Annotated in this window: 14 protein-coding genes; 9 read left to right on the plus strand and 5 right to left on the minus strand. The window is 64.4% G+C overall.

Annotation, left to right across the window (positions count from 1 at the left end):
* Positions 1-108 precede the first annotated feature (108 nt).
* Complete coding sequence (locus IF803_RS09945) at positions 109-900, plus strand: anthrax toxin lethal factor-related metalloendopeptidase (protein WP_461192018.1); 792 nt, start codon at positions 109-111, stop codon at positions 898-900.
* A 156-nt stretch (positions 901-1,056) separates the two neighbouring features.
* On the opposite strand, the gene IF803_RS09950 is transcribed toward IF803_RS09945, so the two are convergent.
* Positions 1,057-1,908, minus strand: a complete 852-nt coding sequence (locus IF803_RS09950) for a 3-hydroxybutyryl-CoA dehydrogenase (RefSeq protein ID WP_304495336.1) — start codon at positions 1,906-1,908, stop codon at positions 1,057-1,059.
* A gap of 934 nt (positions 1,909-2,842) precedes the next feature.
* Here IF803_RS09950 and IF803_RS09955 point away from each other — a divergent pair.
* The 6 genes from IF803_RS09955 to IF803_RS09980 all read left to right on the plus strand — a co-directional run bounded on the left by IF803_RS09955 (position 2,843) and on the right by IF803_RS09980 (position 6,810).
* Positions 2,843-3,058 (plus strand): hypothetical protein, encoded by a 216-nt coding sequence (locus IF803_RS09955; RefSeq protein ID WP_028340727.1) that lies wholly within the window; start codon positions 2,843-2,845, stop codon positions 3,056-3,058.
* Between the two features lie 128 nt (positions 3,059-3,186).
* Positions 3,187-3,444: a hypothetical protein gene (locus tag IF803_RS09960; RefSeq protein ID WP_461192019.1), complete on the plus strand. Its 258-nt coding sequence runs from the start codon at positions 3,187-3,189 to the stop codon at positions 3,442-3,444.
* 304 nt (positions 3,445-3,748) lie between these two features.
* On the plus strand, positions 3,749-5,038 hold the full coding sequence (locus IF803_RS09965; protein WP_461192020.1) for a hemolysin family protein: 1,290 nt from the start codon (positions 3,749-3,751) through the stop codon (positions 5,036-5,038).
* Positions 5,039-5,159: 121 nt separating this feature from the next.
* The gene (locus tag IF803_RS09970; RefSeq protein WP_461192021.1) at positions 5,160-5,759 is read left to right on the plus strand and encodes a formyltransferase family protein; all 600 of its coding nucleotides are present in this window, start codon (positions 5,160-5,162) and stop codon (positions 5,757-5,759) included.
* A gap of 192 nt (positions 5,760-5,951) precedes the next feature.
* A complete protein-coding gene (locus IF803_RS09975) occupies positions 5,952-6,311 on the plus strand; it encodes a hypothetical protein (RefSeq protein WP_245288714.1) in 360 nt (119 codons plus the stop codon).
* Between the two features lie 121 nt (positions 6,312-6,432).
* The gene (locus IF803_RS09980) at positions 6,433-6,810 is read left to right on the plus strand and encodes a hypothetical protein (protein WP_155258496.1); all 378 of its coding nucleotides are present in this window, start codon (positions 6,433-6,435) and stop codon (positions 6,808-6,810) included.
* A gap of 70 nt (positions 6,811-6,880) precedes the next feature.
* On the opposite strand, the gene IF803_RS09985 is transcribed toward IF803_RS09980, so the two are convergent.
* On the minus strand, positions 6,881-7,279 hold the full coding sequence (locus tag IF803_RS09985) for a RidA family protein (RefSeq protein ID WP_038387136.1): 399 nt from the start codon (positions 7,277-7,279) through the stop codon (positions 6,881-6,883).
* A 232-nt stretch (positions 7,280-7,511) separates the two neighbouring features.
* Between IF803_RS09985 and IF803_RS09990 the strand changes: the two genes are divergently transcribed.
* Entirely contained in the window at positions 7,512-8,387 is an 876-nt protein-coding gene (locus IF803_RS09990; RefSeq protein ID WP_461192022.1) for a DMT family transporter, read from the plus strand.
* Positions 8,388-8,473: 86 nt separating this feature from the next.
* On the opposite strand, the gene IF803_RS09995 is transcribed toward IF803_RS09990, so the two are convergent.
* Positions 8,474-8,713: a BrnA antitoxin family protein gene (locus IF803_RS09995; protein ID WP_461192023.1), complete on the minus strand. Its 240-nt coding sequence runs from the start codon at positions 8,711-8,713 to the stop codon at positions 8,474-8,476.
* Positions 8,714-8,731: 18 nt separating this feature from the next.
* Positions 8,732-9,706 carry a cysteine synthase A gene (gene cysK, locus IF803_RS10000; protein WP_461192024.1) on the minus strand — a complete coding sequence of 325 codons (975 nt, stop codon included), beginning with the start codon at positions 9,704-9,706 and terminating at the stop codon, positions 8,732-8,734.
* 226 nt (positions 9,707-9,932) lie between these two features.
* On the opposite strand from cysK, the gene IF803_RS10005 reads away from it, so the two are divergent.
* A complete protein-coding gene (locus IF803_RS10005; RefSeq protein WP_028332087.1) occupies positions 9,933-10,148 on the plus strand; it encodes a hypothetical protein in 216 nt (71 codons plus the stop codon).
* Between the two features lie 9 nt (positions 10,149-10,157).
* On the opposite strand, the gene IF803_RS10010 is transcribed toward IF803_RS10005, so the two are convergent.
* A partial coding sequence (locus IF803_RS10010; protein WP_461192025.1) for a tRNA-guanine transglycosylase occupies positions 10,158-10,770 on the minus strand: 613 nt, incomplete at its 5' end.

The raw sequence follows: 10,770 nt of genomic DNA on the forward strand, positions 1-10,770 counted from the left end.
CGCGGTTGAAATGTACGACTTAAGCGCGCCGCAAGGCGGCTGCCCTAGTCTCCCGCGCGGCTCAATGGACGACGACACCCGGAGAGGCTCGTCGCACGGGGGATAATCATGCGCAGCGCGCTCATTGCTTCAATGATCCTGTCACTTGCGGTCGGGCCGGCCGTTGCCGGACCACGAATGTCGGGGCCGTCCGAGGCAGCACCGGGCAGCGTCGAGAAATATCGCGGCTACGTCTTCGATCTTTCCGAGAATGCCGACCGCAAGGACGTCACCAGCATCGCCGACATGGTCCGCCGCCAGCTCGACGTCGTGGAAACCGCAGGCTTCAGCCCGAAGGTGTTGCAGTTCTTCCATCGCGTGCCGATCGTTGCCAGCGAGATGGCATGTCTCGACGAAGGCGCGGCGGCGGCCTGCTATGGCTTGACACCACCGGAATGGGACCGCGGCACGACGCGCGACGTCACCATCTGGGATCACGACAAGCAGCAATGGACCAATTCGGATCCGCTCGCGCTTGCGCTCGATTCCGGCATCGGCATCATCAGGATGCGTCCGAACATGATGCGTTACGCGAAGGAGCCGGTGCTGCTGCACGAATTCCTTCATGCCTATCACGCCCGGCTGATGCCGAACGGCTATGAGAACAAGGGCATCAAGGCCTTCCTCAGCCAGGCGAAGTCGAAGGAGCTGTTCGCCAAGGAGGCCTACGCACTGAAGAACCAGCAGGAGTTCTTCGCGGTGACAGCGAGTATCTTCCTGGCCGGCAAGGATTCCGAGCACGAACCCTATACGCGCGCCACGCTGAAGGAGAAGATGCCGGACTACTACAAGTATCTCGTCGGCCTGTTCGGCGCCGATCCCGAGGAAACCAGCGTCACGCCGGTCGCATCGGCCGACTGAGCCCGGCATCCCACAAAAAAACGAGGCCCGGTGTGCCTAGGAGACCGGGCCTCGTTTCTGATGTCCCCCGCCTCGTGGCGGATCAGGTGTTGTCGATACGCGACCTTGTCCGCGCGATCCATCCCGGATGATTACGGGGTCAGGCGCGCGCCGGCCTCACTTGCTGTAGCTGTAGAACCCCTGCCCGGTCTTGCGGCCGAGATGGCCGGCATCGACCATCTCCTTCAGCAGCGGCGCCGGCCGGTATTTGGGGTCGTTGAAGCCGGTGTAGAACACCTCCATCACCGACAGCATGGTGTCGAGCCCGATCAGATCGGCGAGCGCGAGCGGGCCGATCGGATGATTGCAGCCGAGCTTCATGCCGGCATCGATCTCCTCGGCGGTCGCAATGCCTTCCTGCAGCGCGAAGATCGCCTCGTTGATCATCGGACACAGGATGCGGTTCACCGCAAAGCCCGGGCTGTTCTTCGCCGTGATCGCGACCTTGCCGACCCGCTTGGCGAAGGCTTCGGCCTTGGCGACGGTGTCATCGGAGGTCTGCAAGCCCCGGATCAATTCGAGCAGCGCCATCACCGGCACCGGATTGAAGAAATGCATCCCGATGAAGCGATCGGGACGATCGGTCGAGGCCGCAAGGCGAGTGATCGAGATCGACGAGGTGTTGGTTGCGACCAGCGCGCTCGGCTTCAGCCCCGCACAGAGATCCTTCAGGATCTTGATCTTCAGCTCCTCGTTCTCGGTCGCGGCTTCGATCACGAGATCGCAGGCGGCGAGCTTGGCCTTGTCGGTGGTCGCGTTGATGCGCCCGAGCGTCGCGTCGCGGTCGGCCGCGGTCATCTTCTCCTTGGCGACCAGCCGCTCGAGACTGCTCCCGACCGTTTTCAGGCCGCGCTGGACCGCCGCGTCGGAGATATCCACCATGGTCACGCCGAGGCCTGCCGCCGCGCAGATCTGCGCGATGCCGTTGCCCATGGTCCCGGCGCCGATAATGCCAACCGTCTCAATCATCGCATTCGTCCCTCGTCGCTTGCGCGGCCGCGCGGCCGCATCGTCAAAAACGGCGGACCGGAGGGGTCCGCGGATGGCGCATGAATAGCAGTCCGGCCGCGCGGCCGATACAGTGGAAGCCGGTATTCCGGTGGGGTCTATTCGGGGCGCGGCGGGTGCGGCCGCCGTGGCGGAACGGCCGGTCGCGGCGGCAATTGGGTGCGCGGTGGTTCGGCCGCGCGCGACGGTTCGAGCACGCGGTTAAGTCGTACGATCCACCAGGCCAGCTGTCCGTAGCTGCGGCGCAGCGCCGATCCGAATCCCTCGTCGATGTCCTGATCACGATCCATACCCCTATCATTAACGTGCATCCTTGAAGGAACGGTGAGCGCCATCACGCGCAGCGCCGGCAATCGTTAGCAACCTGGCAACCATCCACGCGCCGGCTGTACGCGGCTGCCGGTAGTCTCCCGGATTGCACCGGGAAGTCTCCGCGCTGCAACATCGCAGTGCCGGTCCGACTCGCATTTTGTTGATCGAATTTTCCGCCGAGCGCCGCGACATAAGGACATTAGACGACGAGGGCTACGCCCATGCTTGCCGAGAAATTCATTCTGTTGCTCGAGACATTGCTTAACGGCCAGACCCATTCCGACGGAAGTCCCCGCGTGGTGAGCACCTCGCCCCACATTCCGGTGAAGCTTCCCGGTGGAAGCCAACCGCAAGGCAGCCTGCCTCGCTAGGCTCCTGCTGCCGGCAGGTTAGGTCGCCGCGAGACTTTCAAGGGCGTCGCGGCCACGTCGCTGCGGAATGCTGATCGCGACGTTTGCCTCCGCCAGTTGTCCTGTCGTGACGCACGAAGCCATTTGGCCGGCGCAACCCCTCGCCCGTGATCCAGCTCATAGGTGGTGAAGCCGAGCCACGCTACACCCTCCGGCAACGACGTGGTGCCGCCGTGGACGATAAGACCGACAGCAAGACCGATTTCGGAAGCATCGCCGTCGCAATCTGCGTCGCCGCCTACATCGCGATCATGCTGGCCTATCTCGCCCAATACGATCTCGGCCTGACCGCCGCGCAGACACGCCATCTCTCGATGCTGGCAGCGCTGTTCCTCGCGCTGCCCGTCGCGCTGGATTTGCTGCGCACCGGACCCGGCGACGCTCGCTGACGCGGACACGAACGCGCCCGCCGCCGCCGATCTCCCCTGCCGCAAACACGCCTGCGCAACATAGCGCTAGGTGAAGCGACGCGAATCAGCGTTACTTTGCAACTGATCGCTTCGTGGGATTTGGCGGCATGACCCAGCCCGACGTGTTTGATCAGAAGGTTCTGGATCAGAACATTCGCGAACTGCAGGAATGGCTGCGCAGGGCCTGGCAGCAACTCGCGGACCCCTCGCTCACTGCCTTCTCTCGCCGCGAATTGCGCAACCAGATGAAGCAATGCAACGCCGATTTGCGCGTGCAACTGCAAGCCGCCTCCAAACGAATGCGGGTGCAGCCCGCCTCATCGGGCAGGACGTTCGCCAAGCCGGCGCTGCGGATCCTCGCCTAGAGCACGATCCGGAAACGTGCGAAGCGACTTTCCCTCGCGACAAACGCAGGGCGTTTGCGCGGAGATCATGCTCAAACAATGGGCTGAAGCGCGATGACGATTCAACCCAATCTCATCGCGCCTCAGCGTTTGTCTGGCTGTCACACATGCCAGCGCGCCAAAATGCCGCGATCTCCTGCTGCATGCTGGCCATACGCACCCTCTGCTTGTGCAGGGACGCCCGACAAGGCACAGCAAAACCGCTCGGGTATGCCTATATTGGGCGTCGTGTAGCGGCCAATGCCGCCAATGTTTAGGGACTCCCGTGTTATATCTGGAACTTGCGATCGTGGCGGTCTTGATCGTCGTCAACGGTCTGTTGTCGATGTCGGAGCTCGCGATCGTCTCTTCGCGTCCGGCGCGCCTTGCGGCGCTGGTCGAACGAGGCGTCAGCGGTTCGCGCCGCGCACTTGCACTGGCCTCCGATCCCGGCAAGTTCCTCTCCACGGTGCAGATCGGCATCACGCTGATCGGCGTGCTGTCGGGCGCCTTCTCGGGCGCAACGCTTGGCCAGCGTCTGACCCAATGGCTGCTCGAGCTCGGCGTGTCCGCAGGCATCGCCGACGCGGCCGGCGTCGGCCTCGTCGTCGGCGTGATCACCTACGCCTCGCTGATCGTCGGCGAGCTGGTGCCGAAGCAGATCGCATTGCGCGATCCCGAGTCGATCGCGGTCAAGGTCGCTCCGGCCATGACCATGATGGCGCGGCTGTCGCTGCCGCTGGTGTGGCTGCTCGACCGTTCCGGCAAGCTGCTGCTGTGGGTGCTCGGCCATCGCGAGGATGCACAGGACCGCATCAGCGAGGACGAGATCAAGACGCTGGTGGTGGAGGCCGAGAACGCCGGTGTGCTCGAGCCCGGCGAAAAGGAGATGATCGCCGGCGTGATGCGGCTTGGCGATCTGCCGGTCGGCGCCGTGATGACGCCGCGCCACGAGGTCAGCCTGATCGACCTCGCCTCCCCCGCGGCCGAGATCCTGGCGACTCTGCAGAAGAGCAGTCACTCGCGCTGCGTGGTGTTCGACGGCAACCGCGATCATGCGCTCGGCATCGTGCAGGCCAAGGACGTGCTCGACGTCTATCTCGCGGGCCAGACGCCCGACATCCGCGCGCTCACGCGCGATGCGCCGATCATTCCGGAGACCGTCGACGCTCGCGACGTGGTCGCGATCCTGCGCGACTCCAGAGTGCATATCGGCCTCGTCCACGACGAGTACGGCACCTTCCAGGGCGTCGTGACCAGCGCCGACATCCTCGAGGCCATCGTCGGCGCCTTCCACACCGAGGAAGGCCCGGCCGAGCCCGCCTATGTCCGGCGCGCCGACGGCTCCTATCTGATCTCGGGCTGGATGCCGGCGCTGGAATTCAGCGAACTGCTCGGCATCGCGTTGCCATCGCCGCGGCCGTACCAGACCGCGGCCGGCTTCCTGCTGCATGAATTCGGCGCGATCCCCGATGTCGGCGCGAAAACCATCGCGCAGGGCTGGGAATTCGAGATCGTCGACCTCGACGGCCGGCGCATCGACAAGGTTTTGGCCAGCAAGCAGCCGGCGGCCTGACATTTGCCACCCGGCCGTCCTGTTGATAAGCGGCAAGACAGCGAAACAGGCGGCCGCGGTGTGCTATCGGCATAGCGGCGGCCCGAGCAATCCCCGAGTAAACCCCACGGAATAGATCCCCATGCGCATTACCCTTGTCGGTTCCCGCCATTTCGGCGTGACGACCCTGAACATGCTGCGCGAACACCACGTTACGCTGGTCAGGGTGGTCGTCCATGACGGCGAGGACCGGCTGGCGGCAGCGGCCAGGGCGGCCGGCATCGAGGTCGTCGTCCAGGCCGATCCCAAGCTGGTGACGGCCGCCGAGATTGCGCCGGACACCGACCTGATCGTGACCGCCCACAGCCACGCCCGGGTCAGCAGGGAGGCGCTTGCCGCGTCCAGGCTCGGCGGCATCGGTTACCACCCGTCGCTGCTGCCGCGCCACCGCGGCATCGCGGCGGTGGAATGGACCATCAAGGAAGGCGATCCGATCGCCGGCGGCAGCATCTATCACCTCGCCGACCGCATGGACGCCGGCGCGATCGCCGCGCAGGACTGGGTGTTCGTCAAGAAAGGCGAGACCGCCCGCGAGCTGTGGGAGCGCGCGCTGGCGCCGCTCGGTTTGCGTTTGCTCGCCCAGGTCATCGACTATGGCAAGGTCAACGGCGCGCTGCCGGCCAAGGTCCAGGATGAGCAGTTTGCGACCAAGGCGCCGAATCTGAGCCTTGGCAAACACTAATCCGAGCTAGAGTATACAAATACCTCGTTCGGAAAAACCACGCTCGGATTTTCCGTTCCTGATCCGGAACCGAATTCACCATGATGTGTTTGAGTTCACAGGAACATTTGGGGACCCCGCGACGCAGCAAATTTTGAACACATTGTGACAGGATAAGCCGCGTCATCACACGAAATTACAGGGATTTGATTCATGCGTTCGATCCGCATTCGCGACCTGATTTTGGTCACTACGGTCGCCTCGGCCGCCGCCCTCACCGCTGCTCCCGTGTCCGCCCAGCAGCCTTATGACGGCCTTTGGAACGTCACCGTCGTCACCAAGACCGGCAGCTGCGAACCGTCGCAGAGCTCGACCGTGACCGTCGCGGAAGGAAAGATCTCGGCCCAGGGCGCGGCGATCTCCGGCACGGTCGGCAGCGGGGGACTTGTGCGAGTCTCGATCAATGGTGCATATGCGAACGGACAACTCAGTGGCAACTCCGGATCGGGGAAGTGGAATGGGGCATCAGCTGGCGTACCGTGCAGCGGCCGATGGGAAGCGTCCCGTCAGTAAGATCACCAGCCTATCAAGTTTCTTCGCCATCGCGCGGCGGCCAGCATTTGCAGCCGCCGCGTTTTTCGTGACCGCACTCGCAAGCACGACGGGCCATGCCCAGTCCGGCCCGTTCGCCGGCATGGCAGGCACCTGGTCGGGCGCCGGCTCGGTCATGCTGGATGACGGCTCCAGCGAGCGCATCCGCTGCCGCGCCACTTATCACGTCGGTGGGCCCCGCATGACCATGAGCCTCACCTGCGCCAGCGACGCCTACAAGTTCAACCTGGCGGCCGATGTGCAGGCCGAAGGCAGCGCGGTCAGCGGCAATTGGAGCGAGTCCAGCCGCAATGTCAGCGGCTCGTTGCAGGGTCGCGGCGGCGGCGGCAACTTCCAGGTCGTTGCCAGCGCTCCCGGCTTCAATGCCGACATCTCGATGCGCACCACCGGCAACAAGCAGGCCGTTACCATCAGGGCCGACAGCCAGTTCCGCGGCGCCAGCATCGTGCTGTCGAAGTAATCGATCCGCGCTCCAACGTGCAAAGCCCTCGGGTCATCCCCGAGGGCTTTTTGTTTACTCCCCAGCGGTGCTATGCCGCAGGCACGAATGCCGTGACCTCGATCTCGACCTTGGCCCGCTGATCGACCAGCCCGCCGATATAGAGCAGCGTCGACGGCGGGAAATTACGCCCGAGCGTCTCCTTCCACGCCGCGCCGATACCGGCGCCCGCGGCCTCATATTCGCTGCGACTGGTCAGGTACCAGGTCAGGCGGACGATGTGCTCGGGGCCGGCACCGGCTTCGTTCAACAGTTTGATGATGCGCTTCAGCGCGGTGCCGACCTGGGCGGCCATGTCGGGGGCGTAATCGCCCTTCTCGTCGCCGCCGGTCTGCCCCGCCAGCACGATCCACTTGCCGGGCGCGTCGAACGCGACACCGTGCGAGAAGCCGCGGGGTTTCGACCATTCGGCCGGTTGCAAAACACGCATGAGCAGATCCTCCTTTATGGCGTTCGTCATTCCGGGATGGCTCGCAGAGCCAGACCCGGAATCTCGAGATCCCGGGTTCGCCCGTTTCACGTGCGCCCCGGGATGACAGCGTAGTCGATGCTGCTTAGCAGAGATCGCGTGGGTGACGCATCACCGCGCAGGCAGAATTGCGCGTTGCAAATTCATGGCAGCTCGCCGATACCGGGCACCCCTCGTCCGCTCGTTCCCCGCCATGGATCGCACGCCCTCAAAGACCCGCGCAGCATTGTGGATGTCCGGCTGGCTCGCGCTGATGCTGATCGTGGCGGTGGCCGGCCGCGAGGCGACGCGCGAGGTCAACGTCTTCCAGCTGATGGCCGTTCGCGGCGTGCTCGGCTTCGCGATGCTCTATCCGCTGATCCACATGAATGGCGGGTTTGCGATCGTGAAGACGGCACGGGTGCACGTCCATATCGCGCGCAACCTGATCCATTTTTGCGCGCAGCTTGGCTGGTTCTTTGCGCTGACATTGATCCCGATCGGCCAGGTGGTTGCGATCGAGTTCACGATGCCGATCTGGACCGCGATCCTTGCGGCGAGCTTTCTCGGCGAGCGGATGACGGCGTGGAAGATCGTCGCGATCGTGCTTGGCCTTGTCGGCGTATTCGTGATCGTGCGGCCGGCGGCCGGCGCGATCAATCCGGGCCAGCTGATCGCGCTTGCCGCGGCGGTCGGCTTCGGCATCTCAGTCGCCGTGGTCAAGTCGCTGACGCGGACCGAGCAAACGCTGACGATCATGTTCTGGATGCTGGTGGTGCAATCGCTCGCGAGCATCGGGCCTGCGCTCTACGTCTGGACCTGGCCGCCGCTCTCGACCTGGGGCTGGCTTGTCGTGATCGCGTTCTGCGGCACCTTCTCGCACTATTGCATGGCACGCGCCCTGCTCCACGCCGACGCGACTGTCGTGATCCCGATGGATTTCGTCCGTGTGCCGCTGACGGCGATCGCCGGCTGGCTGATCTATGCCGAAAGGCTCGATATCTACACGGTGCTCGGAGCGGCCATGATCCTGGCGGGCAACCTCATGAACCTGAAACCGACCGCAAGGAAGCCGGCGCGCGCAAGGTAACGCCCGCGCCGTGCGCGCGTAGCGCCGCCGCGCCCTGCCAGCCAAAGGCCCGGGGATCGTCCGGGCCCCTTGGTTTCGAAAGCGTGTTACTTTCCGGCGGCCTTGCGCAGCGCCGCGTTGATGCGGTCCTGCCACCCGGGGCCGCCCGCCTGGAAATACTCCAGCACGTCCTGATCGATCCGCAGCGTGACTTGCTGGCGGACGCCGGGGACAGCGACGGTCTTTGGCACCGCGTCCGCGACCTTGGTGGTGGCGCGCTTGAACGCCGCCTCGGCTTCGCTGCGGGCATCGCTCAGGGTTCGCGGTCGCCTCGGCTGGTCGGCCATATGTTGGATTCCTGTGTCTCAGATTCCTTCAAACAGTACCGTGGAGAGATAGCGCTCCGAGAATGACGGCACAATCGCCAGAATGGTTTTGCCCGCCGCTTCCGGCCGCTTGCCGATCTGCAAGGCGGCTGCGATCGCGGCGCCCGACGAGATACCGCCGGGGATGCCTTCGTTGCGCGCCAGCTCGCGCGCGGTCTCGATCGCGGTCGCGCTGTTGATCTTGACGATCTCGTCGATCACGGAGCGGTCGAGGATGTCAGGGATGAAGCCTGCGCCGATGCCCTGGATCTTGTGCGGCGTGTGCTGGCCGCCCGACAGCACCGGGCTCTCTTCCGGCTCCACCGCGACGACGCGCAATGACGGCTTGCGCGGCTTCAGCACCTGGCCAACGCCCGTGATGGTGCCGCCGGTGCCGACGCCGGCGACGAAGTAATCGATGTTGCCGCCGGTGTCGTTCCAGATCTCCTCGGCGGTGGTGCGGCGATGGATCTCGGGATTGGCGAGGTTCTTAAACTGCTGCGGCATGACAGCGTTGGGAGTCGTGCGCACCAATTCTTCCGCGGTCGCGATCGAGCCCTTCATGCCCTGCGCGGCCGGCGTCAGCACAATCTCCGCGCCGAGAAAGGCCAGCATCCGCCGCCGCTCGATCGACATCGATTCCGGCATGACGAGCTTGAGCCGATAGCCGCGCGAGGCCGCGACATAGGCAAGCGCAATCCCGGTGTTGCCCGAGGTCGGCTCGATCAGCACGGTGTCGGCATTGATGATGCCGGCCTTCTCCATCGCCACGATCATCGCCGCGCCGATGCGGTCTTTCACGCTGGCCGCCGGATTGAAGTATTCCAGCTTGGCGAGGATCGTCGCGTTGATGCCAGCCGCCTGCGGCAATCTGCGCAGCCGCACGGTCGGCGTAGAGCCGATCGCATCGACGATGGAGTCAAAGACGCGGCCGCGTCCGGGTTGCACTGCACTCGTTGTCGACGGCGCGTCCATCAAGCGGCTCCTGTAGCGGGATGTGCTGGGAATATGCGGTCTTGTCTCATTAGAAGCAGCGCATCATGACGCGCAAGTGAGAAACCGCCGTGGCGCGAATTCGTTGCATCGCAAAATAAGAACCTACGCAAATTACGTAAAACCTACGCATTTGTGTTGCGACAAGGTCAAACAAATGCGTCTATATACTTTCGTCAGGTGCAGCTCAGAACGCAAAGGAGGTCACATGCCAGCTCTCGCTGAAGTTCTGTCGACCACAGCGTCCAGGCCCGATCCGCGCGGCTGCGATTTGCCGACCTGTCCGGTGTGTGCTGACTCCATGGTGGCGGCGGAAGCCTCCGCGTACCTCTTCGACAATCTGATCAGCTATCTCTGGACCTGCGACAACTGCGGTTACGGGTTCGTGACCAAGCACGCGGTGAAACCGATCGTGTGCAACTGATCACACAGCTCACCTTGGAGCGATGTCACCGCGCGCCCAACCGGCGCGCGTTTTCGTTCTGAAGTCCTCGAACGCGCCGTTCGCCACCGCATCACGGATGCCCTGCATCAGCTGCTGGTAATAGGCGACGTTGATTTCGGACAGCAACATTGCCCCAAGTGTTTCGCCCGATCGCACCAAGTGATGCAGATAGGCGCGCGAATAGCCATTCGCCGCCGGCCACGGACTCTCGTCGTCGAGCGGACGCGGGTCGTCGACGTGCCGGGCGTTGCGCAGGTTGATCTGGCCGAAGCGGGTGAACGCCATGCCGTGGCGTCCGTTCCGTGTCGGCATCACACAGTCGAACATGTCGACGCCGCGCGCCACCGCCTCGAGGATGTCCTCCGGCGTGCCGACGCCCATCAGATAACGCGGCCGATCGACCGGGAGCGCCGGCGCGGTCTCCTCGATCATCGCCAGCATCACCGCCTGCGGCTCGCCGACCGCGAGGCCTCCGATCGCATAACCGTGAAAGCCGATGTCGGTCAGCCCGCGCGCGCTGACGTGCCGCAGATCCGGGACGTCGCCGCCCTGCACGATGCCGAACAGCATGTAGCCGTCCGGCGCCGCCTCGAAGGCGCGC

This window comes from Bradyrhizobium sp. UFLA06-06 (genome assembly GCF_054820065.1).

What these genes read in the sequence shown, in the direction of transcription:
- IF803_RS09960 (WP_461192019.1), top strand. Translation starts at nt 3,187, where the DNA reads ATGACCCAGCCCGACGTGTTTGATCAGAAGGTTCTGGATCAGAACATT.
- IF803_RS09980 (WP_155258496.1), top strand. Translation starts at nt 6,433, where the DNA reads ATGGCAGGCACCTGGTCGGGCGCCGGCTCGGTCATGCTGGATGACGGC.
- IF803_RS09990 (WP_461192022.1), top strand. Translation starts at nt 7,512, where the DNA reads ATGGATCGCACGCCCTCAAAGACCCGCGCAGCATTGTGGATGTCCGGC.
- IF803_RS10005 (WP_028332087.1), top strand. Translation starts at nt 9,933, where the DNA reads ATGCCAGCTCTCGCTGAAGTTCTGTCGACCACAGCGTCCAGGCCCGAT.
- IF803_RS09950 (WP_304495336.1), bottom strand. Translation starts at nt 1,908, where the DNA reads ATGATTGAGACGGTTGGCATTATCGGCGCCGGGACCATGGGCAACGGC.
- IF803_RS09970 (WP_461192021.1), top strand. Translation starts at nt 5,160, where the DNA reads ATGCGCATTACCCTTGTCGGTTCCCGCCATTTCGGCGTGACGACCCTG.
- IF803_RS09995 (WP_461192023.1), bottom strand. Translation starts at nt 8,713, where the DNA reads ATGGCCGACCAGCCGAGGCGACCGCGAACCCTGAGCGATGCCCGCAGC.
- IF803_RS09945 (WP_461192018.1), top strand. Translation starts at nt 109, where the DNA reads ATGCGCAGCGCGCTCATTGCTTCAATGATCCTGTCACTTGCGGTCGGG.
- cysK (WP_461192024.1), bottom strand. Translation starts at nt 9,706, where the DNA reads ATGGACGCGCCGTCGACAACGAGTGCAGTGCAACCCGGACGCGGCCGC.
- IF803_RS09985 (WP_038387136.1), bottom strand. Translation starts at nt 7,279, where the DNA reads ATGCGTGTTTTGCAACCGGCCGAATGGTCGAAACCCCGCGGCTTCTCG.
- IF803_RS09975 (WP_245288714.1), top strand. Translation starts at nt 5,952, where the DNA reads ATGCGTTCGATCCGCATTCGCGACCTGATTTTGGTCACTACGGTCGCC.